This is a genomic window from Streptomyces sp. NPDC088762 (assembly GCF_044750905.1).
Taxonomy (GTDB): domain Bacteria; phylum Actinomycetota; class Actinomycetes; order Streptomycetales; family Streptomycetaceae; genus Streptomyces.
This window is the reverse complement of sequence record NZ_JBIVKT010000008.1, coordinates 240,803-266,644: the sequence shown is the minus strand read 5'-3', so window position 1 is coordinate 266,644 and position 25,842 is coordinate 240,803. Positions and strand designations below refer to the sequence as shown.

Below are 25,842 nucleotides of genomic sequence, written 5' to 3'. Positions count from 1 at the left end.
TCGTCATGAACAAGCACCCTGAACGCAGCCGGACCCTCGATGAGCTTGAAGGGATTCGGTGGCCGGATCCCCCGCTTGGATCAACGGGGCTAGTCAGGACTGTCCATATGCTGCGACGGAAGCCCATTTCAGAGCTGACTGCTTATGAACTGGGCCGTCTGATCGGGCAGGATGTCGGCCTCCGGTGGACACTCCCGCTCGCGATTGAAATTCTCCGTGACGCGGCGTCGCGCCAGGCCGAAGGAGGATTCTTTGATGATGACCTCCTTTCGGCGGTTCTTACGAGGAGCGCAGAGGTCTGGTCCGCGCACCCTGGCCTTGCGGCAGAGGTGAGGGAAGTCGTAGGCACATTGACCGACCTCTCGCCGTATCTCGAAAGCGACGTGGATGGATTCAGAAAGGCCTCTGAAGGCAAGGGGTGACGCCGTCACGCTGCGCCCACAAGGATGCCGTGAGGGTTTTACGCCGGCGCGTTGACCGCGATGGCTCGGGACCGGGCGTTGCTCGTTGCGGATGACGCAGGGCGGGCCGAGGCGGTGGTGGCGTTCATCGTGGACGGCAAGGTCACCTCCTGGAAGGTGCACGTCGACGGTCTCGGCATGGTGCCTTGCCGCGCTGGCCGATCAGGTCGTCGAGCTGGGTGCGAGCGTCCATATGCCGCGCATCGGCTGTGGGTTGGCCGGCGGCAGGTGGTCACGTATCGAGCCGCTGATCACCGAAGCGCTGTGTGCGCGGGACGTCCAGGTGACCGTCTACGACCATGGGTGAATGGTCGGCGGACCGCGCGAAGTGACGGACCCCGGGCGGTTCCTCGCCGCGACCGTTCCGCTCCTGGGACGATCCGGAGATGGAATTTCGATACGCCGCTGAGGGTGATGTGACCGCGATGGCCGCCTTGTTCGCGGCCAACCATCGGGACGCGCTGACGGAGGGCCAGCGAACCGCTCACGGCTTCGTGCAGGGGACGTTCGATGCGGCCGTGTTGACCGCGATGGTCGCGAAGCGGGCGCTGCTGGTCGCGGATGATGCGGGGCGCGTCGCCGGGTTGCTGGGGCTGTGCCCGGCCGGAGAGGTGGGCGAGTCGTCACCGCCCGTGGCGGGGCTGTTGGCGGCGCAGGGGGCGCTGGAGTGGCAGGGGCGGCCGCTGAGCGAGGTGCGGTGGCTGCTGTACGGCCCGGTGGTGGTCGACGCCGCCTATCGGGGGCACGGGGTGGCCCGCGGCCTGTTCCGCATGGCTGTCGGAGAGGCGGCCGGGCGGGCGGAGGCGGTGGTGGCGTTCATCGAGGACGGCAACGCGACCTCGTGGAAGGTGCACGTCGACGGCTTCGGCATGACTCCGCTCGGCGGCTACGTCGCGGCCGGCCGGAGCTACACCGCGGTCGCCGCCCCGGTCGGGACGGCGGTCTGACCCCTAGCGCTCCACGATCACCAGCGGCAACTCGCGCGGTGCGGCCGCCGCCTGGTAGTCGTCGAAGGCGGGCCAGAGGGCCGTCATCGCCTCCCAGTACGTCTCCCGCTCCGGCGGCGTGGCCGTGCGGGCGGTGGCCTTGAAGGCGGCGGCGCCGACCTGGAGGCGGACCTCGGGGTGGGCGGTGAGGTTGCGGTACCAGGAGGGGTGGTCCGGGGCGCCGTAGGCCGCGGCGACGAGGATCAGGCGGTCGGCGTCCTCGCCGTAGATCAGCGGGGTGCGGACGGTGCGGCCGGTCGTGCGGTCCAGCGTGGTCAGGAGGAGGGTGGGGACCCCGTGCCAGAGGTGGCCGTCGGCGCCGGCCGTGGCCACGTACGCGCGGACGTGGTCGAGTCTCGGGCCGGGGAGGGGGTCGGCCGGGTGGTCCCAGTCGATGTCCAGTGCGTGCATTTACCTGTCCTTCGGGTTGTGGCCCCCTTGCGGCTAACGAGTCTTCGTTGCTTCTGGATGCGGGTGCGTGTGGCTGCGCCGCGTCGTCGGTGCCCGGTTGCTGCCGCTGCCGTTTGGTGTGGCCGGGCGGGCCGGCGGGTCCGTGAGGTGAGTGCGGGTCCGCTTCCTGGGGCTCCGCCCCAGACCCCGCGCCTCAAACGCCGGCGGGGCTGGATGTGCCCGCAGGGCTGGATGTGCTGGCGGGGCTGAAGGTGCCCGCGGGGCTGGAGGTGCCCGCAGGGATGGAGGTGCCCGCGGGGCGAGAGGTGCCCGCGCGGCCGGCTGTGCCGCGCGGCCGGCTGTGCCGCGCGGCCGGCTGTGCCGCGCGGTCGGCTGTGCGGCGGGACTGGATGTGCCCGCGAAGGCCCCGGTCCCGGGGCGGGCCGGGGGCCGGGGCTGGGCGTGGCATCCTTGCGGAGCGTTACGGCAGGTAGCGCTCGATGACCTGCGGGCCCTCCTTCGCGATCAGCTGGCGGGCCTTCTCGACCCGCTCCGGAGTCGGGTCGTGGCCGGTCGCCATCACGAGGTCCTCGGGGTCATACGGTCGGTCCCCGCCCGTGTGGAGCTGGTCCGACCTCGTCGGCTGCTCGTCCGATTCACTGTCCATCGCGTACCTCCATCCGGGTTTCCCCTGGCCCCATCCTCCGGCGGGAGCCCCATGAACGCACCTCGGGCGCGTGGGGGGACGTCGTGGGGCGGCGGGAGCGGGGATCGGCGGGGAATTCAGGAGGTGGCGGCCGAGCCCACCGCCACCGCCGCGGCCAGCAGGCCGCAGATCGACAGGTTCACGGCCCTGTGCTCCCAGAACACCGCGACGAACTCGCGGAGGGTGGCGCTCGGCCAGAAGTACCGGGCCGTCGGTGAGCCCAGAACCTGGCCGTTCACCCCGGCCTTGCGGGCCATCATCGCCGCCCGGAAGGCGTGGAAGTCGTTGGTGACGACCACGCACCGGTAGCCGGGCTCGGCCGCGGTCATGATCTCCCGGCTGAGCAGCATGTTCTCCTCGGTCGTACGCGACCGGTCCTCCAGCGTGACGTGCTCGGCCGGCACGCCCCGCGCGATCAGCCAGTCCGCCATCGCCCGCGCCTCCGGGACCTTCTCGTCCGAGCCCTTGCCGCCCGAGGGGAGCAGCACCGGCGGCCGGGCGCCCCGGGCCAGCTGGGCCTCGTAGATCTGCTGCCCCTTGCGCAGCCGCGAGGCCAGCAGCGGCGGCACCTGGTCGCCGCCGGTGAGCCCCGCGCCCAGTACCACCACGAAGTCGACGTCGCCGCGCACCTTGATCCGTCCGTACAGGAAGGCGTAGCCGAGGAAGCACATGAAGACGAAGGAGACGTATGCGACGACGAGGGCGAGGGCCGTCATGACGCCGTCGGCCAGCGGGGAGCCGAGCCGGCCGACGAGGGCCGGCAGCGCGATCATGCCGAAGATCCCGATTCCGGCGGCCATCGACAGCAGGTTGGCCGGGCGGCGGCCCTCCTTGCGCACCATGGTCACGCCGTTGGCTATCAGGAAGACGCCGAGGGCGAGGATGCCGAGGGCGGGCAGACCGAAGACGAGCAGGAGGACGGCCGGACCCGCCCAGCCCGGGAGCTTGGCCACCTGGAGGAGCAGGGCGAAGCAGGACGTGAGGAAGGTCAGGCCCAAGAGCACGGCGTTGCTGAAGCGGCGGCGGTCTTTTCGGACGCTTATGCCGAAGGCGAGGAGGAACAGGGCGGCAAGGGCGAAGGCGACCATGCCGATCATCGTAAATGTCAAGAATGTCGCCGAGGGACGGCGAAGGGAGAGGAGGACGGGCACGGGGACGGGGACGGGGACGGAAAGGGAGTGCGCCTGATCGACCGGCCCGCCAGGACGTCCGTGCGCCGGCCGTCCCGCATGACGAAGCGCCCGTCGATCAGGACGTGCGGAATGCCGGTGGGCAGGGTGCGCGGGTTCTCGTACGTGGACCCGGCCGCGACCGTCTGCGGATCGAAGAGGACCAGGTCGGCGCGGTGGCCGAGGCGGATCAGGCCCCGATCGGGCAGGCGCAGGCGTGCCGCCGGGCGGCCGGAGAGGTGTGCCACGCATTCCTCCAGGGAGAGCGTGCCCAGCTCGCGGACGTAGTGGCCGAGGTAGTGCGGGAAGGTGCCGTAGGCGCGCGGGTGCGGCTTCGCGCCCCGCAGGATGCCGTCCGAACCGCCGGTGTGCACGGGGTGGCGCATGATCGCGCGGACGTTCTTCTCGTGGCCGACGTGCTGCAGGACCGTCGGCCCCAGCCGGTCGCCGAGCAGCCGCCGGGCGGTGTCCCAGCCGTCCAGGCGCGTGCCGACGTACGCGGCGAGCGCCGGGTCGGTGACGCCCGAGATCTCGATCGTCGACCAGTCGACGGGGACCCCGTGGCAGCCGTCGGCGCCGGTGACCTCCAGCGCGTACCGGATCCGCTCCGCCTCCGCGTCGTCGCGCAGGCGGGCGAGGACCGCCTCGGGGCCGCCCTCGTTCGCCCAACTGGGCAGCAGCGCCACGAGCGTGGTGCAGCCCGGGGTGTACGGGTAGCTGTCGAGGGTGATGTCGCAGCCCTCGGCGAGCGCCGCGTCCAGCAGGGCCAGCAGCTCGGGGGCCCGGCCCTCGTTCTCGGCGAAGTTCATGGTGGCGTGCGCGAGGTGCAGGGCGCAGCCGGCCTCCCGGGTGAGGTGGATCATCTCGGCGTAGGCGGTGGACGCATCGCGGCCGTACGAGCGGTGGTGGGGGCAGTAGTAGCCGCCGTACGAGGCCACCACCCGGCACAGCTCGGTCAGTTCGGCCCGCGAGGCGTACATGCCGGGGGTGTAGGTGAGGCCGGAGGACAGGCCGACGGCGCCCTGCGCGAGGCCGTCGGCGACCAGCTGCCGCATCCGGTCGAGCTCGGCGGGCGTCGCGGGGCGGTCGTCCCAGCCGAGGGCGTAGGCGCGGACCGTGCCCTGGGGGACGAGGTAGGCGGCGTTCACGGCGCAGCCCTGGCCGCCGTGGGCCCGGTCCAGCCGGTCGAGGTACTCGCCGACCGTGCGCCAGTCGAAGTCGATGTCGTCCCCGGAGCCGTTCCATCCGGCGATGGCGGCCCGCACCTCGCCGAGGGTGCGCTCGTCGGCGGGCGCGTACGACAGGCCGTCCTGGCCGAGGACTTCGAGGGTCACGCCCTGCGCGGCCTTCGCGCTGTGGTCCGGGTCGCGGAGCAGCGCGAGGTCGCTGTGGGCGTGCATGTCGATGAAGCCGGGAGCCAGGGCCAGGCCGTGCGCGTCGAGGGTCCGGCGCCCGCCGCCCGGGATGCGGCCGATCCCGGCGATCCGGCCCTCGTGCACGGCGACGTCCGCGGTGTACGAGGGCCCGCCCGTGCCGTCGACGACGCGGGCGCCGCGGATGACGAGGTCCATCAGGCCGTCAGAAGAAGGTGCGGACGTAATCGGTGACCGTGCCGTCGGCCTCCACCACCGGGATCAGCGGCCACTTCTCGAAGATCGTGCAGGGGTGGGACATGCCGAGGGCCACCCAGTCTCCGACCTGGACGGCGTCGGCGGAGTCGGTCTCCAGCCAGGCGTGCTGATCGGAGAGCCTGACCACGCGGACGCCGGCGGCGGGCCGTTCGTCGCCGGTGAGCGCGTCGCGGACGAGCTCCGCCTCGGGCAGGCCGAGGTCGTAAGCGATGTCGCGCTTGCCGGCGTTGACGAAGGCCTGGGTGGGGGAGGGACGGGAGACGACCTGGGTCCAGAGGCGGAACGCGGGGCGCAGGCCGCCCTCTTCGGGGTGACGGTTGAAGGGGGTGAGGCGGGTGTACCAGCCGTGGTCGTGGGAGACGTACGCGCCGGAGCGGAGCAGCCTGAGGACGGGGCGGGACAGTTCGGGGATCTCGGCGAAGACGTCGGCGACGGCGTCGAACCAGGCGGAGCCGCCGGCGCTGACGACGATCTCGTCGAGGTCGGCCGGGAAGCGGGCGGCCTTGTCGAACTCGACGGCGAGGGAGGTAAGGCGGCGCAGGTACGCGTGGACGCGGGCTGGGTCGGCGTCGGGGACCTCGGCCTCGTAGCCGGCGATGCCGACGAGGCGCAGGGTGCCGGCCTCGGCCACGGCGTCGGCGACGGCGCGGCAGTCGTCGTCGGTACGGGCCCCCGTACGGGCGCCTTCGCCGGCGCCGAGTTCGACGACGACGTCGATGCGGGCCGGGGCGTCCCGGAGGGCGCGGTCCATGAGCTGGACCCCGCGCACGGAGTCGACGTAGCAGACGAAGCGGAAGGCGGGGTCGGCGGCGAGCTCGGCCGCGACCCAGCGCAGGGCGGCGGGATCGACGAGCTCGTTGGCGAGGAAGATCCGCTGGATGCCGAAGGCGCGGTAGACGCGGGCCTGGTGGGGGACGGCGGCGGTGATGCCCCAGGCGCCGTGGTCGAGCTGGCGGCGGAAGAGCTGGGGGGCCATACAGGTCTTGCCGTGCGGGGCGAAGGCCAGGGAGTGGCGGGCGGCGTAGGTTCCGAGGGCGGTGAGGTTGTGCTCCAGCGCGTCGGCGTCGAGGGTCAGGACGGGGGTGGTGAACCCGCCGGTGTACAGATCGCGCCGCTCGGCGGCGAGCGCGCCGACCGTGAGGCCTGCGGCCTGGGCGTCCGGGGGGAGGCCCTTGAACCGGTGGTCCACCGGTTCGTCGGCGAGGTCCTTGACGGGGTCGCTGGCGCTGGCCATGCGGGTGCCTCCCGGGGGTGTGGGTTGCGTGGTGTGCAACGGTCGTTGCGTGTGCCGCTGCATGCTGTCTAACATCCGGGATGACGAAGGGTCAACGCGCCGGGGCTCCGCCGGCCGTGCCCGTGCGGCCCGGCTTCCTGGGGCTCCGCCCCAGCCCCCGCGCCTCAAGAGCCGGCGGGGCTGGGTGTGGCTGGGCTGGTTGTGTGTGTGCGGCTCAGGGATTCGGGGCTCCGCCCCGTGCCCCGCGCCTCAAGCGCCGGCGGGGCTGTTGGTTGGCCTGGCTTTGCTGTCAGGTGCGGGTGGTTTGCCTGCAGTGCAAGCTGCCCACGGCGGGCTGGATTGCCCGCAGGGCAATTCCAGCCTCGCCGGCGTTTGAGGCGCGGGGGTCCGGGGGCCGGCCCCCGGCAGCGGCGCCGCAGGGGCATCTCCAGCCCCGCCGGCGTTTGAGGCGCGGGGGCTGGGGCGGAGCCCCAGGAAGCCGGGCCGCAGGGTCGCAAGGGCCGTACGAGAGGACGAGGGATGAGTCAGTCCGTGGAGCGGGCGCTGCGCATCCTGCCCGTGCTCGCGAAGGGGGCGGCCGGCCTCGGGGACGTGGCCGACGCGCTCGGCGTGCACAAGAGCACCGCCCTCCGACTCCTCCGCACGCTGCAAGCGCACCGCTTCGTCTACCGCCGGCCCGACGGCCGCTACCGTCTCGGCGCCCAGTTGTTCGCGCTCGCCGCCGAGGCCATCGAGTCCCTCGACGTCCGCGAGGTCGCGCATCCCCACCTCCTCGCGCTGAACAAGGCCACGGGCCACACCGTGCACCTCGCCCTCCACCAGGACGACGAGGTCGTGTACATCGACAAGGTCGACAGCCGCTACCCCGTCCGCATGTACTCCCGCATCGGCAGGCCCGTCCCCCTCACCGTCGCCGCCGTCGCCAAGCTGCTCCTCGCCGACCTCCCCGAACCGGAGCGCAGGAGCCTCGCCGAGCGGATCGAGTACCCCCGCTACACCGCCCGCTCCACCCCCGACGCCGCCGCGTTCCTCCGCGAACTGGAGCTCGTGCGCGACCAGGGCTGGGCCACCGACTTCGGCGGGCACGAGGAGTCCGTCAACTGCCTCGGCGCGCCCGTGCGCGGGCCGGACGGGCGGGTCGTCGCCGCGCTGTCCGTCTCCGCGCCGAGCGTGGTCGTCACCGCCGAGGAGTTGCTGGAGCTGCTGCCCCTGGTGCTCGCTACCGCCGAGTCCATCAGCCGTGACTACTCAGGAGAGACAGAATGACCGACAAGGCCGAGAAGACCGCCGTCACCCCCGCCGGCCACACCACCCCGCCCGCGAAGTTCTCGCACGGCGTCCGCAAGGGGAACATCCTCCAGGTCGCCGGCCAGGTCGGCTTCCTCCCGCACGTGGACGGGCAGCCGCCCACCCCCGCCGGGCCGACCCTGCGCGAGCAGACCCTCCAGACGCTGGAGAACGTCCGCTCCGTGCTCGAGGCGGGCGGCGCGGGCTGGGACGACGTGATGATGATCCGCGTGTACCTCACGGACACCGGGCACTTCGGCGAGATGAACGAGATCTACAACGCCTACTTCGAGGAGCAGGGCCTCAGGGAGGCCCCCGCCGCCCGCACCACCGTCTACGTCGGCCTGCCGGCCGGGCTGCTCATCGAGATCGACGCCCTCGCCGTCCTGGGATAGAGACGCACGCGGGAGGGGCGCCCCCCTGGCGGTGGGGCGCCCCCTTCGTTCAGCCCCTACGCGGTGCAGTACTGGGCTTCCTTGCCGATCGAGCGGTACATGCAGTCCGCGTTCTCCAGCAGCTGGAGCACGGCGTCCTTGTTGCGGGCGGTCTCGCGGTCGATGACCTCGTCCGGCGGGTAGAACCCGCCACCGCCGCTCTCCGGGTACATCTCGAAGGTGTAGGCGAAGATCTTCTGGTTGCCCCACAGCCAGTCGTCGATCGTGCCGTCGGTGATGTACAGGTCGCTGGACTGCTCCGGGGTGTAGCCGTTGCTCGCCGCCATGCTGGTGCCGATCTTCTTGTAGACGGCGAGGTCGTCGGCGGTCAGGCCGGGCGCGGTGTCGTTGTAGGTCCAGCCGAAGGGCCACAGGACCAGTTCGCTGTACGTGTGGAAGTCGATCGCGGCCGTGATCTGCTGCTTGCCGCCGACGACGCGGCTGCGGACGAAGTCCGAGACGACCTTCACCTCGGGCGCCGACTCGGCGGCCGCGCCGCGGTAGGTCTCGGAGCTCTTGCTGCCGCTGGAGCCGCCGCAGCAGCCCCACTTGTAGTTCCAGTTGCGGTTCTCGTCCGTGCCCACGTACGAGGATCCGCTGTTGGGCTGGCGGTTCTTGCGCCAGGAGCGGTAGGAGCCGCTGGCGATGTCGTACTCGCCGCCGTCGGGGTTGAGGTCGGGGATGATCCAGATCTCGCGGCCGTTGACGGCGTTGGTGATCCGGGACTCCGTGCCGTACTTGGAGCCGAACTCCTTGAGCAGGTAGAGGGCCATCTCGACGGTCAGGTGCTCGCGGGCGTGCTGGTGGTGGGTGAAGAGCACCTCGGGTTCGGCCTCGTCCGTCGCGACGTTGTCGCTGATCTTGATGGCGATGAGGTCCCGGCCCTGGTAGGACTTCCCGATCACCTTCTTGCTCATGATCGAGGGGTAGGCGGCGATCCGCTGGTCGATCTCCGCGTTCGCCTCGGCGTAGTTGTGGTACTTCGAGTCCGCCGAGGGGAAGTCCATCGGGCTCGCCGCGATGCCGGGCAGTGAGCGGTCCGGTGGTCCTTCCAGCGGGGTGAGCTCGTAGCCGAGCGCCCGGAGCTTCTTGGCCTGCATGGTGTCGGCGCTGACGACGACCGAGCGGGCGTCGACCTCGTCGATCGAGACGCCGGTGCGCAGCAGGGCGGTGCGCTCGGTCGGCGTGGACGGGCCCTGGATCTCGTACTGGACGATCGCCTCGTCCTGGGTGGCGGTGGACGGGGTGGGCGGTGGTGATGCCGTCGCGCTCATGCCGTAGGCGGGTGCGCCCAGTGCGAGCGCCAGGAGGGCCGCCGTGACGGCGGCCCTTCGGCGGGTGTGGAGCCGCATGCGTTCTCCTGGGTGGGGAGTGTGGGGGTAGCCGTGCGGACGCGCACAGCGTGCTCTCGTGGCATGTTCCGGTCAAGAACTCCTCGCCTCGGCCGGACCCGAATCAGCCACGGGCCGGCCGCGGCTCGGCCACCCCCACACCTACCGCCTACGGGAGCCCGTGGACCTTGGGACCCACCGCGTTGGACCAGGCATTACCCGCCTTGGCGTCCCAGTTGGTCGACCAGGTCATCGCACCGCGCAGCCCCGGGTAGGTCTTCGACGGCTTGAAGGATCCGCAGTTCGTGCCCCTGGCCAGGCAGTCCAGCGCGTTGTTGACGACGGTCGGCGAGACGTAGCCGCTGCCCGCTCCGCTGGGGGAGGCCGGGACACCGATGCCCACCTGCGAGGGGTCGAGGCCGCCCTCCAGCTGGATGCAGGCGAGGGCGGTCAGGAAGTCGACCGAGCCCTGGGAGTAGACCTTGCCGTCGCAGCCGTTCATCGAGCCGCTGTTGTAGTACTGCATGTTGACGACGGTGAGGATGTCCTTGATGTTCAGCGCCGTCTTGAAGTAGCCGCCCTGGGGGGACTGCATGTCGATGGTCTGCGGGGCCATCGTGATGACGAGGGAGGGCCCCGCCTTGGCCGACAGCGCGCGCAGCGCCTGCGTCATGTAGGTCGGGTTGAGGCCGTTCTCCAGGTCGATGTCGATGCCGGAGAAGCCGTACTCCTGCATCAGCGCGTACGCCGAGTTCGCGAGGTTGGCCGCGGAGGCGGAGTCGTTCACCGAGATGGTGCCCTTCTCGCCGCCGATGGAGAGGATGACCGACGTGCCGGCCGCCTTCTTCGCGGCGATGTCAGCCTTGAACCGGTCGACGGTGTAGCCGCCGAGCCCGGCCGAGTCGAGGGTGAACGCGATGGCGCCGGGCGTGGTCGTGGCGTCGGCGAAGGAGACCGCGATGATGTCGTACTGGGCGGAGACGTCGGAGATCTTCTGGACGGTCGCGCCGTTGTTGAAGTTCTGCCAGTAGCCGGTCAGCGCGTGCTTGGGGACGCCCGGGTTCGGGTTCGGACCGCCGCCCCCCGTCGTGGTCCCGGTCACCGGGGCGGACTTCGGGCCCTCGCCCGCCGCGTTGTACGCGCTCACCTGGAAGGAGTACGAGGTGGACGCGGCGAGTCCGGTGATCTGGGCGGAGGTGCCCGTCACGGTCCGGACGCGGACGCCGTCCTGATACACGTAATAGCCGGTGGCCCCGCCGACCGCGTTCCACGAAAGGGTGAGCCCGCTCGCGCTCTGGCCGGAAACGGCGGTTCCGGAGGGGGCGCCGGGGACGCTCGGGCCGGGGTCGGTGCCCCCGCCGCCGTCCGGGCCGAAGACGCTGAACTCGTCGACGACGTAGGCGGGCTGGCCGTACCAGCCGTGGGTGTAGACGGTCACCTGGGTGGTGGCGGGGCCGGTGGTGAAGGTGGTGGAGAGCTTCTGCCAGCCGCCGCCCGAGCCGGGGGTCCAGGTGGAGACGTCCTGGGTGCCGGTCCCGGTGGCGCCGAGGTACACGTAACTGCCCTGGACCTGCGTGCTCAGCGTGTACGTCGAGTTCGGCTTGACCGTGACGGTCTGGCTGCAGCGGGCGTTGTCCTGGCCCGCCGGAGTGGCCTTGAGGGCGCCGGCCCCGGCGTAGACGGGTGAGGAGACGGCGGCGCCGGTGCCTCCCGTACAGGACCAGCCGGCGAGGCCGGACTCGAAGCCTCCGTTGCGGGCGACGTTGACGTCGGCGGCCTGCGCGGTACCGGTGGCGAGGGCGGTGAGGCCGCCGGCGGCGAGGACGGCGGCGACCGGCAGGGCGAGGGAGCGTATGCGGTTCACGTGGGCTCCGGTGGGGGGAGGAAGGGGAAGTGCGGGCAAGTGGGGTGCCCGTGGGCCAAGTTGGTCCAGACCAATCCTCGTGTCAAGACTCTTTGCAATGTGGCTTGAAATGCGCGACCGCCGGATCCTTGTTGTCCGGGTTTCCGGCTACCTGTGACATGTGCTCGTGGCACAGGAATTCCCAAGCCCCTGCCCTGCCAGGGGCGACGCGGATATGGTGCTGGAGCAAGGGGGGAAGTGCGGGGAAGGTGCGCCGAACGTTTGCGGTCGCGCACTCTGTGCGCGTACGCGGCCACGGCGCGAACGCCCGCGGTGTACGGGGTGAACAGGGGGATTCGCGTGCCGACCGCCATCGCTGTCACCAGCGCAGACCTGGTCCTTCCGGCCCCCGACCGGCACACGCCCGGGGCCGCCGTCCTGCACCCGCCCGGGCGGCTCGACCTCGCGGGCGCGCTCGCCGAGACCGCCGCGCTGCTGGAACGTCACGGCCACCTCGTGGTCCTCGTACCGCCCTGGCTCCCCACGGCCACCGCCCAGCGCCTGCACACCGTCCGGGCCATCCTGGAAACCGACCGGATCGCGCTGCTGGGCATCGATCTGCCGCCCCTGGGCCTGGCTCTGCTGGTGCGTCAGCTGCGCCAGCTCAGCGTCTGCGACTTCAGCCCCGGAGTCATCGCCTCCGCGGCCCGGCTGCTCACCCACTACATCCACGCGGGCGCCCTGCTGGGCTCGGTCGCCAAACTCGACCGGATCCCGGTCGGGCTGAAGGCGCACGCCAGGTCCTGGTCGCCGAGCGCGCAGTTCGCCGTACTGGCCCACCCGAAGCCGCACCTGGCCCGGCTGGGCACGGCGGGCCCCCGGGCGGCGGGCGGAGCCCGGGCGTCCGGGGTGGTGCCGGCCGGGCCCGGGTTCGCCACGCACCTCACCTTCGCCCGCGGCCAGCTCACCTCCGACTGGGTGACGGCCGAACTGGCCCCCGCCTGGCAGGTGCAGGGCGTCATGGAGAACCCGCTGCCCGCCGACTCCCCGGGCTGGTGGGGCACCCCGAAACTCGTCGAGTTCGCCGCCGGCATCCCCGACCTGTCCGTCCTCTACCAGCTCGTCGCCTCCGTCCGCCGCGAGGAGTGCCGCTGGTGCGGCTTCGAACTCATCGGCGACCGCTGCGGCTTCTGCGCCGCGCCGCTCCAGAGCCAGAGCCCGAACCAGAGCCAGAGCCAGAGCCCGACCCTGACCGCATCGAACGAACGAAGAACGGCGAGGTAGTACGGCCCATGAACTCACGCCAGCGCCGCGGCGTCATCCTGCTGCTCCTCTCGGTCCTGTGCGCCCTCGGGGCCTTCGCCGGAGTCCTCGTGGTCATAGGCGACGTCAACTCCAAGGTCGGGTCCGAGGTCGTCGCCTACCGGGCGAAGGGCGACATCGCCCCGTACAGCGCCCTCTCCGCGGGGCAGTTCGAGGAGGTCAGGATCCCGAAGCGGTGGCTGTCCACGACGGCCGTCACCGACCTCGGCGCGCTCCAGGGCAAGATCGCGCTGACCACCCTGAAGAAGGGCTCGCTGCTCCAGGCGGACATGTTCGTCGACCGGCCGCAGCTCCAGCCCGGGGAGCAGGAGATCGCCATCATGATCGACGCGGCGACCGGCGTGGCGGGCAAGATCACCTCCGGGGCCAAGGTCAACATCATCGCCACCTTCAAGGGCGCCAAGGACACCGATCCCTCGCGCTCCGTGATCATCGTCGCCAACGCCCGCGTCCTCGGCGTCGGCAAACTCACCTCCCTCGACAAGGACAGCGACCGGAAGGGCCCCGCCGAAGCCGTCCCCATCACCTTCGCCCTGAACACGAAGGACACCCAGCGCGTCGCGTACGCCGAGTCCTTCGCGGAGCACGTACGCCTGGCCCTGGTGGCCCCCGGCACCGATTCGGCGCCCAGTGCGGGCGACCGTACGTACACCCTCGACGGCGACAAGTGAGGCCGCCCGGATGACCACCCGAATCCTCCCCGCGGCCGGCGACCCGGACGCCGCGCGCCACATCGCCACCCTGCTCAGCCAGCTCCCGGCCGCCGAACCGGCCGTCCCGGTCCCCGACTCCACGACGCTGCTGGACACCCTGGCCCGGCTGGCCGCCGACTCCGTCGACGAACTGCCCGAGGTCGTCCTCGTCCACGAGCGGATCGGGCCGGTGCCCGCCCTGGAGCTCATCCGCGAGGTGGCCCTCCGCTTCCCGGCGGTGGGCGTCGTCCTCGTCTCCTCCGACGCCGGCCCCGCGCTCTTCTCCGCCGCGATGGACGCGGGCGCGCGCGGCCTGGTCGGGCTGCCGCTCTCCTACGAGGAACTCGCCGCGCGGGTGCAGGCCGCCGCCCAGTGGTCCGTGGGCGTACGCCGCCACCTCGGACGGGGCGCGGCCGCCGACGTCTTCACCGGACCCGGCGGCCGGGTGGTCACCGTCACCGGGGCCAAGGGCGGGGTGGGCACCACCTTCACCGCCGTCCAGTTCGCGCTGGCCGCGGCCGCCTCGGGACGGCGTACCGCACTGGTCGACATGGACCTCCAGGCGGGCGACGTGGGCTCGTACCTCGACGTGCAGTTCCGGCGCTCGATCGCCGACCTCGCCGGCATCCAGGACATCTCCCCCCGGGTCCTCCAGGACGCCGTCTACGAGGACCGCACCGGGCTGGCGCTCCTGCTCGCCCCGGCCGACGGCGAACGGGGCGAGGAGGTCGACGAACGGGCCGCCCGGCACATCGTCGGAGCCCTGCGCAGCCGCTACGAGATCGTCGTCGTCGACTGCGGGACCCAGGTGACGGGCGCGACCGCCGCCACCGTGGAGATGGCGGACGTGGCGGTGCTCGTCACGACGCCCGACGTGGTCGCGGTGCGGGCCGCGAAGCGGATGGTCCGGATGTGGGAGCGGCTGCAGGTGCGCAAGGCGGAGGACACCGCGATGGTCGTCAACCGCTGGAGCAAGCACACCGAGATACAGCCCGCCCTGATCGAGAAGATCACCAAGACCCGCGCCACCCGCACCCCGGTCCCTGCCGCCTTCAAGGAGCTCCAGGGGGTCGTCGACGCGGGCCGGGTCCAGGACCTCGACAACCGCTCGACGGTGAAGCAGGCCCTGTGGACCCTCGCGGGCGAACTGGGCCTCCTCGCCGCCGCGGAGGACCGGCCCCGGGCAGCGGCCGGACCGGGCGCGACGCTCGCCGTCCGCGCCCCGGGCCCGGTGGCCCGCCTGCGCCGCGGCCGGGAGGGCTGACGGATGCGGCGCCCCTGCCGGGGGGACCGGGGCCAGCTGGCGATCGAGTTCGCCGGCACGGTCCCGCTGATCCTGCTGCTCGTGGCGGCGGTGTGGGAGTGCGTCCTGATCGGGTACGCGTTCTCCCTGGCGGGCAACGCGGCGGACGAGGCGGCGCGGGTGGGAGCGGTGAGCGGGGACGGCGCGTGCGCGACGGCGGCGGCCAAGCACATCGGCGGCGCCTGGAACATGACCTCGACCTGCGGCCCGCAGGGCGAGGTCTACAAGGCCACGGTCACCCTCAGCGTCCCGGTCCTCTACCCCGGCCTCGACACCGGGCTCCGCATCACCGGCGAGGGCGGTTCCTCGAGGGAGAGGGGGGAGGAGGACTGACATGGACCGCTACCGGCACCGACGGCGGGACCGGGGCCAGGCGACCCTGGAGTACCTCGCCTTCATCCCCATCCTGCTGCTCGTCGCACTCTGCGGGATCCAGCTCGGCTGGGCCGCGTACGTCACCCAGCAGGCGCAGACCGCCGCCCGTACGGCGGCGCGCGTCGAGGCCCGCAAGCCGGGCGCCGGAGACGCGGCGGGCAGGGCGGCGATCAAGGAGAGCCTGCGCCCGGGCGCCGAGATCGACATCGCGAAGCCCGGGGACGCGGTCACGGTGACCGTCACGCTCCCGGTCAGATCCATCGTGCCCGGCGTCGGCAACCAGTCGGTCCGGCGTACGGCCACCATGCCCAACGACGACCCGGAGGGACCCCGACCATGAGCCTGCGCTCCCGGGTCAACACCCCGGACGACCACCACGGTCCGCGCGAGGACGGCCGGCTGGTCTCCTCCTACCGCGCGAAGCTGCTGGAGGAGATCGACCTCGCCGAGATGTCCGCGCTCGCACCCGCCGAGCGCCGGGCCCGCCTGGAGCGCGTACTGGGCCACATCATCAGCCGCGAGGGCCCCGTCCTCTCCACCGTCGAACGCGCCCAGCTGATCCGCCGCGTCGTCGACGAGGCCCTCGGACTCGGCGTGCTCGAACCGCTCCTCGAAGACGCCTCGATCTCCGAGATCATGGTCAACGGCCCCGACCAGATCTTCGTCGAGCGGGCCGGCCGCGTCGAACAGCTCCCGCTGCGCTTCGCCTCGCACGAGCAGCTCATGCAGACCATCGAGCGCATCGTCTCCACCGTCAACCGCCGCGTGGACGAGGCCAACCCGATGGTCGACGCCCGCCTGCCCAGCGGCGAGCGCGTCAACGTCATCATCCCGCCGCTCTCCCTGACCGGCGCCACCCTCACGATCCGCCGCTTCCCGCGCGCCTTCACCCTGCACGAGATGATCGCCCTCGGTTCCCTGGACGAGCAGATGCTCCTGCTGCTGTCCGGGCTGGTGACCGCGAAGATGAACCTGATCGTCTCGGGCGCCACCGGCACCGGCAAGACCACCCTCCTCAACGCCCTCTCCGGCCTGATCCCCGAGGGCGAGCGCATCATCACCATCGAGGACTCCGCCGAACTCCAGCTGCAGCAGGCGCACGTCATCCGCCTCGAATCCCGCCCGCCGAACGTCGAGGGCAAGGGCCAGATCACCATCCGCGACCTCGTACGCAACTCCCTGCGCATGCGCCCCGACCGCATCATCGTCGGCGAGGTCCGCGGCGGCGAGACCCTCGACATGCTCCAGGCGATGTCCACCGGCCACGACGGCTCGCTCGCCACCGTCCACGCCAACAGTTCCTCGGACGCGCTGATGCGCCTGCAGACCCTCGCCTCCATGTCGGAGGTCGAGATCCCCTTCGAGGCGCTCCAGGACCAGATCAACAGCGCCGTCAACGTCATCGTGCAGCTCACCCGCTTCGGTGACGGCTCGCGCCGCATCACGGAGATCTCCGTCCTCGAATCGCACGGCCGCGAACCGTTCCGCATCACGACGGTGTGCCGCTTCGTCGCGCAGCCCATGGGCGCGGACGGGCGCGTGCACGGCTACTTCGCGTACCACCCGCTGCCGCGCGCCATCGCCGAGCGCCTCTACATGCACAACCAGCCCATCCCGCAGGCCTTCGGGGTCGCGCCGCCGGACGCCACGACGGCGGCAGACCCCCTCACCGGGCCGCTGCCCTCGGGCCCCGTGCCCCCCGGCCCCGCCCCCTCGGGGCCCGTGCCCTCCGATTCCCTTGCCGCCCGTATCCACCGGACCGTCCTGTGAACCCACTGATCCTCCTCACCCTCGGCGCCACCCTGCTGGCCTGCGTGTTCGTGGTCGTCGGCCTCCAGGCGTACATGGCCGGCCGCGCCCAGCGCGCCGCCCTCATCGAGCGCCTCTCGGCGAGCGGAGTCCCGCAGCCCCCCGGCCGGGTGCGCCGCTTCCGGGAGATCGACCGGCGCCTGCGCAAGACAGCGCTGGGCCGGCGCATCGAGATCAAGCTCGCCGTGACCGGCCTGGACCTGACCGCCGGCGAGTTCTTCGTCTACATGCTGGCCGCCGTCACCGGGATATGGCTGATCGCGGCCTCCTTCCTGGCCCCGTTCTTCGGGCCGGTCGCGGGCCTCCTCGGCCTGTGGGCTGCGAACGCCTTCCTCAACTGGCAGCGGGCCCGGCGCACCGAGCGGTTCATCAACCAGCTCCCCGACCTGGCCCGCATCCTCGCCAACGCCACCCAGGCCGGGCTGGCCCTCCGTACGGCCATCGGCATGGCCGCCGAGGAACTCGACGCGCCCGCGGGGGAGGAGCTCGCGCGCGTCGCCGACCGGCTCGCCGTCGGGCACTCCATGGAGGAGGCGCTGGGCGAGATCGCCGAACGGCTCCCGTCGCGGGAACTGGTCGTGCTGGTCACCACCCTCGTCCTGTCCTCCCGCGCGGGCGGCGCGATCGTCGGCAGCCTGCGCAACCTGACCGTCACGCTCGAACAGCGCAAGGAAACCCGCCGCGAAATCCGCACCCAGCTGTCCCAGGTGACGGTGACGGCCTACCTGGTGCCGGTGATGGGCGTCGGCTCGCTGCTGCTCGTCGACACGTTGATGCCGGGCGCCCTGGACCGGATGACCGGCTCCGTCATCGGGCAGACCGCCGTCCTGATCGCCCTCGGGCTCTTCGCACTCGGCTTCGTCTTCATCCGCCGCCTGTCCAAGATCGACGTATGAGGAGGCCGGGATGATCGCTCTGCTCCTTGCCCTGGCCGTGTCCCTCTCGGTCCTCGGCGCCTTCCACGGCATCCGCCTCTACCGCGCCGAGGTCAAACTCCCGACCGACCTGGCGCTGGCCCTCGAAGTCGGCGCCACCCGCACCACCGTGGTCGGCTCGCTCGTCGACCGCGCGGGCATCCGCTACGCCCCGGCGATACTGCGCCTGATGGGTCCCGACCGGGTCGCCCGCAAGCGCCGCCAGATCGACACCGCCGGCAACCCGTCCGGCCTGACCATCGACCGTTACGCCGCACGCCGCGCCGTCTACGCCTTCCTGGGCGGGCTCGGCGCCTTCTCCATGCTGCTCAACGGCCAGCTGGTCCTGGCCCTCCTGATGGTCGCCTTCGGCGTCTTCTGGATCGAGGTCGGACTGTGGTCGGCGATCCGCATCCGCCGCGACCACATCGAGCGGACCCTCCCGGACTTCCTCGACGTGCTCGCGGTCGTGGTGAGCGCCGGGCTCGGCTTCCGGCCGGCGCTGGAGCGGGTGGCGGACAAGTACGAGGGCCCCTGGTCCGACGAGATCCGGATCACCCTGCAGCAGATGGCCATGGGCGTCAGCCGCCGCCAGGCCTTCGACGAACTGCGGCGGCGCAACGACAGCGAGCAGGTCGCGCAGTTCGTCACGGCCCTCCAGCAGGGCGAGGAACTCGGCTCGCCCATCGTCGAGACCCTGATCGCGATCGCCGAGGACATGCGCCGTACGGACGCGCAGAACGCCCGCCGGCGCGCCGCGCGAGCCGTCCCGAGGGCGACGCTGGCCGTCACCATGTTCATGCTGCCGGGGACGATGATCCTGCTGATCGGCGGGTTCGTGTACGGCGCGAACGTCGACTTCGGCGCCATGTTCGGGGGCCGCTGAACCATGGCCGCCACTTCGCCGGGCACAGCGGGGGCGCCCTCCGCCCACCCCATCGACCAGGCGGCCGCGGGGCGCGGGGCGCGACCCGCCCCCTCCCAGGAGGTCCCCGCCCTGCCGGCTCCCGCTGGGCCGGGCGCGGCCTCGACGGCGCCGCCGCGCCGTCCGGCCCCGCCGGCGCCGGAGACGGGGGTCCTGGCGGAGCCCCGGAGCGGCCCGAGGTACCTCCTCGCGGGCGCGCTCGCGGAAGGGGGCCGGTGATGGCGCTCCGCGTCCTGATCGCCGACGACAACCCGGTCATCCGCGCGGGCCTGGCGGCCCTCCTGGCCACCACCCCCGACATAGAGGTGGCCGCCGCCGCCTCGGACGGCCGCGAGGCCCTCCACCTGACGCGCCTCCACACCCCCGACCTGATCCTGCTGGACGTCCGGATGCCGGGCGTGGACGGCATCTCGGCGCTGCCGCACCTCGTACAGCTGGCGCCGGTGCTGATGCTGACGTACAGCCAGGAAACGGAGATCGTGCGGGAGGCCCTGCTGCTGGGTGCGGGCGGGTACCTGGTCCACGGCGAATTCACGCCAGACCAACTCGTCGCCGCCGTACGTGACGTACGTGCGGGACGGGCACATTTCAGCCCGACGGCGGCGAGCGCGGTCCTCGCGGAACTCCGAGCCTCTTCGCATCCGCAACGAAATGTGGCACAGTCTTCAGAGTGCTTCCGCTCCAACCGCCTTGTGTTCGGGCTGAGTTCGCGTGAGGAGGAGGTCATGGATCTCATCGCGTCCGGGATGAGCAACCAGCAGATCGCGGCCACCTGCTTCATCAGTGAGAAGACGGTCAAGAACCACATCAACCGCATCTTCGCGAAGCTCCAGAGCGCCACGCGGAGCGAGGCGATAGCGCGTTGGCTGGGAACCACCCGTCCAGGGATGGCCGGTCATGGGTAGACGGAGTGCGCAGTGGGTCCGTAATTGGGTCCCGGGGCCCTTTGCATCTGCTGGTGTCCCGCCGTACCGTCCGCGAATCGACTACGGCGCCGGCCCTGGAGGGGACCACCATGCAGAATCTCAAGCTGCTCAAGGCGATCGTCGACCGGCAGAACCGGCTGCGGGGGCGCCGGGGCGGGGACGAGGGGCAGACGGTCTTCGAGTACCTCGGGATCATCGTGATCATCGTTCTGATCATCGGGGCGATCGTGGGGTCGGGGCTTGCCAACACCATCGCGAACGCCATCACGGCGGCATTGGCGGAGATTACGGCCAACTGATGCCCGCGGCAGGATCGCAGGACAGAGGGCAGGCCTTTCCCATCTACGTCGTGGTGGTGACGGGCCTGCTCTTTGCCGCTCTCGCCTTCGTCGCTGTGGGGATGGCCGGCGCCACTCGCAGCGAGGCACAGGGTGCCGCCGATGCGGCGGCACTCGCGGCTGCCCGCGAGGTGAGGGACAACGCGTTCCTGGGCACGGACCTCCTGGCTCTCACGCAGGGCGACTGGGAGGAGATCCTGGAGGGTGATCGCCTGGGCGCGCAGGCGGGCTGCGGGAAGGCGCTGGCCTTCGCGGCCCTGAACGATGCCACGGCAACCTGCCAAGCGAACATCCCAGAGTTCACGGTCACGGCGACGACCAATGACACTGTCGGAAAGTCAGTCATCCCCGGCAGCGAGAGCATGCAGGGCCATGCCACGGCGAAGGCTGTGATCGAACCCCTCTGCACCCTGAAAGCCGGGCCGACCCCAACGCCGAGCCCGACGTCTTCGCCGGGAGGAGGAGGTGGTGCTCCGGGACCGCCTGCCAGCCTCGACTTCCGGTGCAAGGGCGGTGCAGTGGTCACGTTGGACCCGGCGAAACCAGGCTCGTTGACTCAGCTGGCGAGGAAACTCTTCAGTGTGCGGCTCACCGACTGACGGCGAACTAGAGACAAGGAAACGGCGTACATGAGCATTCGGCAGAAGGTGAAGGCCCGCGGGGGAGCGGCCGTTGCGGTTGCGGCGGTCTTGGCCCTCGCGTTGGCCGGGTGCGGCGGCGGTGATGAGAAGCCGAAGGAACCACAGAAGGCCGGTACGTCGCAGAGCCAGGGGAGCACTCCTCAGCAAGCTGCACCCACTGGCAGCAAGGGCTCGGCACCTCTTGAGGTGATAGCCACGGCGCCCGGGCCGGCTGGCGTCGTGCTGGAAATCAATTCAGCCGTGCGCGATGAGGACGGATACGTCACCGTCAGTGGCCAGATCAAGAACACGGGCTCCACACCCTTCTCTCAGATCGCCGCCTTGCGTGGGGACGAGAAGACTGCCAGCCCCGCGTCGGTCGCCGGCGCCACGCTGGTCGATGCTGCGGGCAAGAAGCGATACCTCGTACTGCGGGACACGGAGGGTAGGTGTGCCTGCACCACGGGGCTGAGCATCGTCAAGAGTGGGGAGAGCGTCCCCTTCTTCGCACAGTTCCCGTCTCCTCCGGCCACCACGACCGAAGTCGTGTTCGGCCTGCCGACCTTCGCCACGGCCACCATCAAAATCTCCGGGTGAACCCATGACCACACGCCACCGCACCACCGCTGCCACGGCCGTCGTCGGGCTGGTCATCGCCGGCGCCCACTTCATAGGCGCGGCCAGTGCCCACGCCGATGACGTCAAGCCCTCGGTACCCCCGGGCACGGAACCGTCGGCCTCCGCCCCCACACCAGTAAAACCGGACTCCCCCCGCCTCAAGCTCCCGCAGGGCGGCACGCTCGCACCCCCCAAGGTGCTCGACCTGGTCGAGGTCGTCGAGGACATCGGCGGCGAAGAGCGCCGTCAGGAGACGAACCAGACCGTCATGATGGCGCTCCAGTCCGAGGTGCTGTTTCCCGAGGACAGTGCCGTGTTCAACGCCCAGGCCGCCGCGCGGATCCAGGCCATCGCCAATGAGATCAACCAGGCGAAGGCGACCCGTATCCGGGTCTTCGGGTTCACAGACGACCAGGGCAGTTACGAGCACGGCAAGGAGCTGTCGAAGAAGCGGGCCGATGCCGTGCAGGCGGAGCTGGCCAAGACGGTCACCAACCCCAGCGTCGTCTTCGACGTCCGCGGCTACAGCGAGGACTACCCGATCGCCGACAACAGCACCGAGGAAGGCCGCAAGAAGAACCGCCGCGTAGAGATCACCTTCCCGCGCGGCGCGGTCGGCTAGGGGTATGGCGGGGGAGATACCCGGGGCAGCAGAGGAGTTGGGGCGTACCGCCCGGTGGTTGCGCGAGCAGATACGGGCGATCGCCCGCGCTCTGGACACCACCGGCGAGCCGCGCCTGGAGGAGTCGACGAAACGGTGGCTCTCCACGTACGGCGACGGCAGCGAGGAGTTCACGGTCCTGGTGCGGCTGCCCGTCGATCCCGGGCCGATGGATGCGGTCGCCGAGGCGTTCGCCGAAGCGGGCTGGCAGGTCGAGCGGTACGAGGACCGCGGGATGCCGCGCGTCCGGGCCAGCAGTGACGGATACCTGGCCGACGCCCGCGCCCTGGACTCCGGGCTGCTGATCAAGGGCACTGCGCCCGGCGTGTGGGTCGCCCGCTGGACCCGGCCGGAGCGCGCGGTCACCCCGAGCACGGTGCGGCCCGGCTACGAGATCTGCCGCGAATGCGACGGCTGGGGCACGTGTGAGGCGTGCGAGGGCCTGGGCTTCCTCAACGGCAGGCAGTGCCCGATGTGCGGTATCGGCACGGTCTGCGCGGACTGCGGGGGAAGCGGCCAGCTCCCCGTGAGCTGATTTCGGACCCCGAACGGCTCCGTCGCAGCGCCGGTGCCCGCCGCCGGGCTCAGTCGCTCAGGAGGTGGTCGGCCTTGCCGGCCTTGATGTCCCGGATCAGGGCCTGGAGGGCCGCTCTGCTGTCGGTCAGCGGGTGGTCCTCCTGACCGGCGACGGCGATGTAGCTGTTGCCGTCCCCGTCCACCCCTATTCGGTAGCAGCTCGCGCCCTCGCCGCAGAAGGCGGCTTCCCAGTCGATGTCGGCCATCAGGTCCCTCTCAGAGTTGGCGGGCCAGGGCGTGGATGAAGTCCCGCGATGCGGCGGGTGACAGGCTGAGCTGTTCCATCCAGTCCAGCTGGGCGCGGTACTTGGCCAGTTGCGCTTCGGTGTGCAGGAAGTCGGGGCCGTGGGTGCTGTCCACCTGCACGGTGTCGAGCCGGGGCATGGGCCCTTCCAGGTAGTTGACCGTCTGGCCGGCGCCGGGGAAGCCTCCCGCCTCGAAGGGCAGGACGCGCAGGATGACGTTGTCCCGTTCGGACATGTGCCCCAGGTACTCCAGCTGCGCCCGCGCCACCTTGCGTCCGCCGAACTGCATGCGCAGTGCCGCTTCGTGCACGACCGCGACGTATTCGGGCGCCGATTCGCCCTCCAGGACCTGTTGGCGTTCCAGCCTGTGTGCCAGACGCAGGGTCACCTGTTCTTCCGGGAGCGTGGGCACGACGAACCGGAACAGCGCCAGGGCGTGCTCGCTGGTTTGCAACAGGCCAGGAATGTGCACCGAGTGTGCACACCGCATGCGCGTCGCGTGGGCCTCGAGCTCGGCGATGTCGAGCACCGCAGCCGACAGAGAGCCCCGGTAGCGGTCCCACCAGCCGCGTTTGCGGGTCTGTGCCATGGCGACGAGGGCGTTGATGTACTCCTCGTCCGCGCAATCACAGTGACAGGCCAGCGAGCGCAGGCGCTCCTCGCTGATGGCACGGATCCCCTGCTCGATGGCAGAGACCTTGGACCGGTCGAGACCGAGCAACCCGGCGGCGGACTCTGCCGATACGTCAGCAGCCAGCCTCATCCTGCGCAGCTCGGCACCCAGTCGCTTCTGCCGTTCTGTCGGCGAGGTACGTGGCGGCATGCGTGAAGTCTGCCTGTCGTGGCCCATCGGATCCAGGAGGTCGCCCAATCTGGCAGTCGGGTGGGCAATAGCCCACTATTCGCGCTACGTTGGGTAGCGCACCGCTCACGGAGGGCGAGTTGAAGTGCATCGCCCGGCCCTGCCCGGGCGACGAGCCACCCTCGCCGCTCATGGGCCCTTGTGCGCGTCGAGCTTCCGAAGCCAATCCGGCTGCACGTACGACGACTTGGGAGCCGAACATGCCCACCCCCTACCCCTCCGTATGCCCCGCCGCCCCGGACTCCGGTCCCGCCGAACCGCCGGGAACGGCACACGCGTTGTCGTGCAGCATGACGCTGCCCGCCTCGCCCCGGGCCGCCGGCATCGCCCGGCAGGCCGTCCGGGCCGCGCTGCACGCCTACGCCCTCGACCCGCTCGAGCCGACCGCCGTCCAGGCCGCCTCCGAACTCCTCGGCTCGGCCTGGCGGATGGACCCGTACGGCGAGCTGTACCTCTCCCTCCGCTACCGCGACGACGCACTGCGCGTCATCGTCTACGACGGGCACCCCACCCACACCCACCCCCGGCTCGCCGCCCTCTGCGAGGCCCGGCGTCGCTCCACCCTCCGGGTGTTCACGGCGCTGGTGCGCGACCACGGCGGGCACTGGGGGCTGGGGCCCTCCCGGGAGCCGGGGGGCGGGACCCGGACCTGGGCCACGCTGCCCCACCGGCCGAATGGCTGACGGAAGATCGTTTTTTCGGGGGTCGCGGCGCGGCGGTGGGCCACCCTGGTGAGATGCGTCTCCGCCATTGCATCGCCGCCGCCCTCACGACCGCCGCACTCGTCGTCACCCTGCCCGGGTCCGCAGGCGCCGCCACCGGGACCTTCGGCTACATCTCGCCGGAGTCCGGTGACCTCGACATCATCGCTCCCGCCAACGGCGAGTGCCGGCTCCTGCTCCAGGGGGCGACGAGCGCCCTCAACGGCACGAACGCCACCGCCACCCTCTACGCGGACCGCGGCTGCGAGGAGCCGCTGGCCACGATGGCCCCCGGTGAGGCGCGCGGCTTCGCCGAACCCCTCCCGCACAGCGTGATGTTCAACCAGGCCGTGTAGCGACAACGGATCACGCGCTTAGAGTGTCGGCATGCCGCTGAGCCACATAGTCCTCTCCTCCGGTCGTTCGATCGCGCTCGCCGAGCTGCGGATGACCTCGACCTACGGAGGGCTGCTGGAGGGCTACCCGTTCAAGCGCATCAACGACATGAAGATCAGCGGCTTCCAGCGGCAGGCCGCACGCGAGTTTCCCCACGAGCCGGTCCACCTCGTACCACCCGTCCGCGCGTACCCGGACCAATTCGCCGGCGCCTTCGGCCCTGCTGAGATGCTGCCTTCGGTGGCGTGCATCGGCGTCTTCCAGTCGACGGCGGTCGCCCCTGAGCTCGATCCGGTGCTGTACCGCTCCGCTCTCGCCGTGGTCTGGTTCCAGCCCACATCGGACATCCCCTCGGGCGAAGATGCCGATCCCGCGCTGCGCGACATCCGCTGGGAGGAACTGGCTCGCGACTACGAGCTCTAGGTCGCGGCACTGGGCCGCGCGGCGCTCGCGAGGGTCGGCCGGGTCGACATGCGCCGGCCCGGCCGGTCCTCAGGTGGCCGCCGCCACCAGGCGTTCCGCGGCCACGCGCGCCCGGTGGGCGGGTTCCGGGCCGGGGTCCAGGGCGGCGATGACGGTCGCGCCCTCGACGAGGATCAGCAGGTGCTCCGCCAGCTCGTCCCGCTGGGGGCCGGCGACCTCTCCCAGCAGCTCCCGTAGCTCCGCCTTGTGGCGGCGTACGACCTCCAGTACCGCGGCGGGGCCCGCGCCCAGCTCCCCGTACGCGTTCAGGAACGCGCAGCCCCGGAAGTCCGGCTCGGCGAACCACCCCGCCAGCCAGTCGAAGACCGCGCGCACCGGATCCGGGGCGCCCGCCACGGCCTCGCGCAGGCTCGTGATCCAGCGCCGGTCGCGGCGCTGCAGGTAGGCCGTGACCAGGGACTCCTTGGCCGGGAAGAGCCGGTACAGCCGCTTGAGGGGGACCCCCGACTCGCTCCGGATGCGGTCCATGCCGACGGCCTGGATGCCCTCGGCGTAGAACAGTTTCTCCGCCGCGTCCAGCAGCCGGGTGCGGGCCTCTTCGTCGTCCATGGGGGCAGGGTAGTCCAGTTTCGCTTGCGCGGAGAACGCTCGTTCTCTACTCTC

At 71.3% G+C, this 25,842-nt stretch carries 31 protein-coding genes and 1 pseudogene; 22 read left to right on the top strand and 10 right to left on the bottom strand.

The genetic code is table 11. From position 1 onward, the window contains the following. Window positions 1–5 precede the first annotated feature (5 nt). The 3 genes and pseudogenes from ACIP5M_RS20685 (at window position 6) to ACIP5M_RS20675 (ending at window position 1,408) form a co-directional block, all read left to right on the top strand. Window positions 6–422, top strand: coding sequence for a contact-dependent growth inhibition system immunity protein (locus tag ACIP5M_RS20685; protein WP_401198989.1), 417 nt, complete (start codon window positions 6–8; stop codon window positions 420–422). Between the two features lie 184 nt (window positions 423–606). Next, window positions 607–768, top strand: a pseudogene (locus ACIP5M_RS20680) (Appr-1-p processing protein); the annotation flags it as partial. A 79-nt stretch (window positions 769–847) separates the two neighbouring features. Beyond that, window positions 848–1,408 carry a GNAT family N-acetyltransferase gene (locus ACIP5M_RS20675; RefSeq protein ID WP_401198987.1) on the top strand — a complete coding sequence of 187 codons (561 nt, stop codon included), beginning with the start codon at window positions 848–850 and terminating at the stop codon, window positions 1,406–1,408. 3 nt (window positions 1,409–1,411) lie between these two features. Here ACIP5M_RS20675 and ACIP5M_RS20670 read toward each other — a convergent pair whose 3' ends face one another. The 5 genes from ACIP5M_RS20670 to ACIP5M_RS20650 form a co-directional block, all read right to left on the bottom strand. Beyond that, on the bottom strand, window positions 1,412–1,858 hold the full coding sequence (locus ACIP5M_RS20670) for a nitroreductase/quinone reductase family protein (protein ID WP_401198985.1): 447 nt from the start codon (window positions 1,856–1,858) through the stop codon (window positions 1,412–1,414). A gap of 460 nt (window positions 1,859–2,318) precedes the next feature. Further along, complete coding sequence (locus ACIP5M_RS20665) at window positions 2,319–2,504, bottom strand: hypothetical protein (RefSeq protein WP_215013267.1); 186 nt, start codon at window positions 2,502–2,504, stop codon at window positions 2,319–2,321. Window positions 2,505–2,620: 116 nt separating this feature from the next. After that, window positions 2,621–3,631, bottom strand: coding sequence for an ElyC/SanA/YdcF family protein (locus tag ACIP5M_RS20660; RefSeq protein ID WP_401198983.1), 1,011 nt, complete (start codon window positions 3,629–3,631; stop codon window positions 2,621–2,623). A 17-nt stretch (window positions 3,632–3,648) separates the two neighbouring features. Beyond that, window positions 3,649–5,283, bottom strand: coding sequence for an amidohydrolase family protein (locus ACIP5M_RS20655; protein WP_401198981.1), 1,635 nt, complete (start codon window positions 5,281–5,283; stop codon window positions 3,649–3,651). A gap of 7 nt (window positions 5,284–5,290) precedes the next feature. Further along, the gene (locus ACIP5M_RS20650) at window positions 5,291–6,577 is read right to left on the bottom strand and encodes an amino acid deaminase (RefSeq protein ID WP_401198979.1); all 1,287 of its coding nucleotides are present in this window, start codon (window positions 6,575–6,577) and stop codon (window positions 5,291–5,293) included. Window positions 6,578–7,096: 519 nt separating this feature from the next. Between ACIP5M_RS20650 and ACIP5M_RS20645 the strand changes: the two genes are divergently transcribed. Both ACIP5M_RS20645 and ACIP5M_RS20640 read left to right on the top strand, forming a co-directional pair. Next, the gene (locus ACIP5M_RS20645) at window positions 7,097–7,843 is read left to right on the top strand and encodes an IclR family transcriptional regulator (RefSeq protein WP_401198977.1); all 747 of its coding nucleotides are present in this window, start codon (window positions 7,097–7,099) and stop codon (window positions 7,841–7,843) included. Further along, complete coding sequence (locus tag ACIP5M_RS20640) at window positions 7,840–8,259, top strand: RidA family protein (RefSeq protein ID WP_401198975.1); 420 nt, start codon at window positions 7,840–7,842, stop codon at window positions 8,257–8,259. The genes ACIP5M_RS20645 and ACIP5M_RS20640 overlap by 4 nt, the downstream gene beginning before the upstream one ends. Window positions 8,260–8,315: 56 nt before the next feature. Here the strand turns inward: ACIP5M_RS20640 and ACIP5M_RS20635 are convergent, their stop codons facing one another. Both ACIP5M_RS20635 and ACIP5M_RS20630 read right to left on the bottom strand, forming a co-directional pair. Then, window positions 8,316–9,650 carry a M14 family metallopeptidase gene (locus tag ACIP5M_RS20635; RefSeq protein ID WP_401198973.1) on the bottom strand — a complete coding sequence of 445 codons (1,335 nt, stop codon included), beginning with the start codon at window positions 9,648–9,650 and terminating at the stop codon, window positions 8,316–8,318. Between the two features lie 148 nt (window positions 9,651–9,798). Continuing rightward, window positions 9,799–11,493, bottom strand: a complete 1,695-nt coding sequence (locus ACIP5M_RS20630; RefSeq protein WP_401198971.1) for a chitinase — start codon at window positions 11,491–11,493, stop codon at window positions 9,799–9,801. A 339-nt stretch (window positions 11,494–11,832) separates the two neighbouring features. Here ACIP5M_RS20630 and ACIP5M_RS20625 point away from each other — a divergent pair, with 339 nt between their 5' ends. The 14 genes from ACIP5M_RS20625 (at window position 11,833) to ACIP5M_RS20560 (ending at window position 22,511) form a co-directional block, all read left to right on the top strand. Continuing rightward, window positions 11,833–12,756, top strand: a complete 924-nt coding sequence (locus ACIP5M_RS20625) for a hypothetical protein (RefSeq protein WP_401198969.1) — start codon at window positions 11,833–11,835, stop codon at window positions 12,754–12,756. Window positions 12,757–12,764: 8 nt separating this feature from the next. Beyond that, a complete protein-coding gene (gene cpaB / locus ACIP5M_RS20620) occupies window positions 12,765–13,466 on the top strand; it encodes a Flp pilus assembly protein CpaB (protein ID WP_401198967.1) in 702 nt (233 codons plus the stop codon). Window positions 13,467–13,476: 10 nt separating this feature from the next. Continuing rightward, window positions 13,477–14,751, top strand: a complete 1,275-nt coding sequence (locus ACIP5M_RS20615) for a CpaE family protein (RefSeq protein ID WP_401198965.1) — start codon at window positions 13,477–13,479, stop codon at window positions 14,749–14,751. 3 nt (window positions 14,752–14,754) lie between these two features. Then, window positions 14,755–15,123: a TadE/TadG family type IV pilus assembly protein gene (locus ACIP5M_RS20610; RefSeq protein WP_401198963.1), complete on the top strand. Its 369-nt coding sequence runs from the start codon at window positions 14,755–14,757 to the stop codon at window positions 15,121–15,123. Between the two features lies 1 nt (window position 15,124). Beyond that, window positions 15,125–15,505 carry a TadE/TadG family type IV pilus assembly protein gene (locus tag ACIP5M_RS20605; protein ID WP_401198961.1) on the top strand — a complete coding sequence of 127 codons (381 nt, stop codon included), beginning with the start codon at window positions 15,125–15,127 and terminating at the stop codon, window positions 15,503–15,505. Continuing rightward, on the top strand, window positions 15,502–16,935 hold the full coding sequence (locus ACIP5M_RS20600; protein WP_401198959.1) for a CpaF family protein: 1,434 nt from the start codon (window positions 15,502–15,504) through the stop codon (window positions 16,933–16,935). The genes ACIP5M_RS20605 and ACIP5M_RS20600 overlap by 4 nt, the downstream gene beginning before the upstream one ends. After that, window positions 16,932–17,870: a type II secretion system F family protein gene (locus ACIP5M_RS20595; protein WP_401198958.1), complete on the top strand. Its 939-nt coding sequence runs from the start codon at window positions 16,932–16,934 to the stop codon at window positions 17,868–17,870. Before ACIP5M_RS20600 ends, ACIP5M_RS20595 begins: the two co-directional genes overlap by 4 nt. Window positions 17,871–17,883: 13 nt before the next feature. Further along, the gene (locus tag ACIP5M_RS20590) at window positions 17,884–18,774 is read left to right on the top strand and encodes a DUF5936 domain-containing protein (RefSeq protein ID WP_401199092.1); all 891 of its coding nucleotides are present in this window, start codon (window positions 17,884–17,886) and stop codon (window positions 18,772–18,774) included. Window positions 18,775–19,031: 257 nt separating this feature from the next. Beyond that, the gene (locus ACIP5M_RS20585; protein WP_401198956.1) at window positions 19,032–19,718 is read left to right on the top strand and encodes a response regulator; all 687 of its coding nucleotides are present in this window, start codon (window positions 19,032–19,034) and stop codon (window positions 19,716–19,718) included. 110 nt (window positions 19,719–19,828) lie between these two features. Next, window positions 19,829–20,038, top strand: coding sequence for a hypothetical protein (locus tag ACIP5M_RS20580; protein WP_401198954.1), 210 nt, complete (start codon window positions 19,829–19,831; stop codon window positions 20,036–20,038). Beyond that, window positions 20,038–20,676, top strand: coding sequence for a pilus assembly protein TadG-related protein (locus ACIP5M_RS20575; RefSeq protein WP_401198952.1), 639 nt, complete (start codon window positions 20,038–20,040; stop codon window positions 20,674–20,676). The genes ACIP5M_RS20580 and ACIP5M_RS20575 overlap by 1 nt, the downstream gene beginning before the upstream one ends. 30 nt (window positions 20,677–20,706) lie before the next feature. Beyond that, window positions 20,707–21,294 (top strand): hypothetical protein, encoded by a 588-nt coding sequence (locus ACIP5M_RS20570; protein WP_401198950.1) that lies wholly within the window; start codon window positions 20,707–20,709, stop codon window positions 21,292–21,294. A gap of 4 nt (window positions 21,295–21,298) precedes the next feature. After that, window positions 21,299–21,937 (top strand): OmpA family protein, encoded by a 639-nt coding sequence (locus ACIP5M_RS20565; protein WP_401198948.1) that lies wholly within the window; start codon window positions 21,299–21,301, stop codon window positions 21,935–21,937. 58 nt (window positions 21,938–21,995) lie between these two features. Then, on the top strand, window positions 21,996–22,511 hold the full coding sequence (locus tag ACIP5M_RS20560) for a hypothetical protein (protein WP_401198946.1): 516 nt from the start codon (window positions 21,996–21,998) through the stop codon (window positions 22,509–22,511). A gap of 49 nt (window positions 22,512–22,560) precedes the next feature. Here ACIP5M_RS20560 and ACIP5M_RS20555 read toward each other — a convergent pair whose 3' ends face one another. After that, a complete protein-coding gene (locus ACIP5M_RS20555) occupies window positions 22,561–22,758 on the bottom strand; it encodes a hypothetical protein (protein WP_401198944.1) in 198 nt (65 codons plus the stop codon). 10 nt (window positions 22,759–22,768) lie between these two features. Beyond that, a complete protein-coding gene (locus tag ACIP5M_RS20550) occupies window positions 22,769–23,620 on the bottom strand; it encodes a helix-turn-helix domain-containing protein (RefSeq protein ID WP_401198942.1) in 852 nt (283 codons plus the stop codon). Between the two features lie 239 nt (window positions 23,621–23,859). Here ACIP5M_RS20550 and ACIP5M_RS20545 point away from each other — a divergent pair, with 239 nt between their 5' ends. The 3 genes from ACIP5M_RS20545 to ACIP5M_RS20535 are packed head-to-tail and all read left to right on the top strand — an operon-like array spanning window position 23,860 to window position 25,179. Then, a complete protein-coding gene (locus ACIP5M_RS20545; protein WP_401198940.1) occupies window positions 23,860–24,342 on the top strand; it encodes an ATP-binding protein in 483 nt (160 codons plus the stop codon). Between the two features lie 53 nt (window positions 24,343–24,395). Next, complete coding sequence (locus ACIP5M_RS20540) at window positions 24,396–24,716, top strand: hypothetical protein (RefSeq protein ID WP_401198938.1); 321 nt, start codon at window positions 24,396–24,398, stop codon at window positions 24,714–24,716. 31 nt (window positions 24,717–24,747) lie between these two features. Beyond that, window positions 24,748–25,179: a hypothetical protein gene (locus ACIP5M_RS20535; RefSeq protein ID WP_401198936.1), complete on the top strand. Its 432-nt coding sequence runs from the start codon at window positions 24,748–24,750 to the stop codon at window positions 25,177–25,179. Between the two features lie 69 nt (window positions 25,180–25,248). Here ACIP5M_RS20535 and ACIP5M_RS20530 read toward each other — a convergent pair whose 3' ends face one another. Further along, complete coding sequence (locus ACIP5M_RS20530; RefSeq protein WP_401198934.1) at window positions 25,249–25,788, bottom strand: TetR/AcrR family transcriptional regulator; 540 nt, start codon at window positions 25,786–25,788, stop codon at window positions 25,249–25,251. Window positions 25,789–25,842: the final 54 nt, after the last annotated feature.

Excerpts from the sequence above, each read along its gene's own strand:
- ACIP5M_RS20610 (WP_401198963.1), top strand. The coding sequence starts at position 14,755 with ATGCGGCGCCCCTGCCGGGGGGACCGGGGCCAGCTGGCGATCGAGTTC.
- ACIP5M_RS20530 (WP_401198934.1), bottom strand. The coding sequence starts at position 25,788 with ATGGACGACGAAGAGGCCCGCACCCGGCTGCTGGACGCGGCGGAGAAA.
- ACIP5M_RS20635 (WP_401198973.1), bottom strand. The coding sequence starts at position 9,650 with ATGCGGCTCCACACCCGCCGAAGGGCCGCCGTCACGGCGGCCCTCCTG.
- ACIP5M_RS20650 (WP_401198979.1), bottom strand. The coding sequence starts at position 6,577 with ATGGCCAGCGCCAGCGACCCCGTCAAGGACCTCGCCGACGAACCGGTG.
- ACIP5M_RS20685 (WP_401198989.1), top strand. The coding sequence starts at position 6 with ATGAACAAGCACCCTGAACGCAGCCGGACCCTCGATGAGCTTGAAGGG.
- ACIP5M_RS20645 (WP_401198977.1), top strand. The coding sequence starts at position 7,097 with ATGAGTCAGTCCGTGGAGCGGGCGCTGCGCATCCTGCCCGTGCTCGCG.
- cpaB (WP_401198967.1), top strand. The coding sequence starts at position 12,765 with ATGAACTCACGCCAGCGCCGCGGCGTCATCCTGCTGCTCCTCTCGGTC.
- ACIP5M_RS20570 (WP_401198950.1), top strand. The coding sequence starts at position 20,707 with ATGAGCATTCGGCAGAAGGTGAAGGCCCGCGGGGGAGCGGCCGTTGCG.
- ACIP5M_RS20540 (WP_401198938.1), top strand. The coding sequence starts at position 24,396 with ATGCGTCTCCGCCATTGCATCGCCGCCGCCCTCACGACCGCCGCACTC.
- ACIP5M_RS20615 (WP_401198965.1), top strand. The coding sequence starts at position 13,477 with ATGACCACCCGAATCCTCCCCGCGGCCGGCGACCCGGACGCCGCGCGC.
- ACIP5M_RS20605 (WP_401198961.1), top strand. The coding sequence starts at position 15,125 with ATGGACCGCTACCGGCACCGACGGCGGGACCGGGGCCAGGCGACCCTG.
- ACIP5M_RS20655 (WP_401198981.1), bottom strand. The coding sequence starts at position 5,283 with ATGGACCTCGTCATCCGCGGCGCCCGCGTCGTCGACGGCACGGGCGGG.
- ACIP5M_RS20550 (WP_401198942.1), bottom strand. The coding sequence starts at position 23,620 with ATGCCGCCACGTACCTCGCCGACAGAACGGCAGAAGCGACTGGGTGCC.
- ACIP5M_RS20585 (WP_401198956.1), top strand. The coding sequence starts at position 19,032 with ATGGCGCTCCGCGTCCTGATCGCCGACGACAACCCGGTCATCCGCGCG.
- ACIP5M_RS20665 (WP_215013267.1), bottom strand. The coding sequence starts at position 2,504 with ATGGACAGTGAATCGGACGAGCAGCCGACGAGGTCGGACCAGCTCCAC.
- ACIP5M_RS20675 (WP_401198987.1), top strand. The coding sequence starts at position 848 with ATGGAATTTCGATACGCCGCTGAGGGTGATGTGACCGCGATGGCCGCC.
- ACIP5M_RS20555 (WP_401198944.1), bottom strand. The coding sequence starts at position 22,758 with ATGGCCGACATCGACTGGGAAGCCGCCTTCTGCGGCGAGGGCGCGAGC.
- ACIP5M_RS20600 (WP_401198959.1), top strand. The coding sequence starts at position 15,502 with ATGAGCCTGCGCTCCCGGGTCAACACCCCGGACGACCACCACGGTCCG.
- ACIP5M_RS20575 (WP_401198952.1), top strand. The coding sequence starts at position 20,038 with ATGCCCGCGGCAGGATCGCAGGACAGAGGGCAGGCCTTTCCCATCTAC.
- ACIP5M_RS20535 (WP_401198936.1), top strand. The coding sequence starts at position 24,748 with ATGCCGCTGAGCCACATAGTCCTCTCCTCCGGTCGTTCGATCGCGCTC.
- ACIP5M_RS20565 (WP_401198948.1), top strand. The coding sequence starts at position 21,299 with ATGACCACACGCCACCGCACCACCGCTGCCACGGCCGTCGTCGGGCTG.
- ACIP5M_RS20640 (WP_401198975.1), top strand. The coding sequence starts at position 7,840 with ATGACCGACAAGGCCGAGAAGACCGCCGTCACCCCCGCCGGCCACACC.
- ACIP5M_RS20545 (WP_401198940.1), top strand. The coding sequence starts at position 23,860 with ATGCCCACCCCCTACCCCTCCGTATGCCCCGCCGCCCCGGACTCCGGT.
- ACIP5M_RS20670 (WP_401198985.1), bottom strand. The coding sequence starts at position 1,858 with ATGCACGCACTGGACATCGACTGGGACCACCCGGCCGACCCCCTCCCC.
- ACIP5M_RS20660 (WP_401198983.1), bottom strand. The coding sequence starts at position 3,631 with ATGGTCGCCTTCGCCCTTGCCGCCCTGTTCCTCCTCGCCTTCGGCATA.
- ACIP5M_RS20580 (WP_401198954.1), top strand. The coding sequence starts at position 19,829 with ATGCAGAATCTCAAGCTGCTCAAGGCGATCGTCGACCGGCAGAACCGG.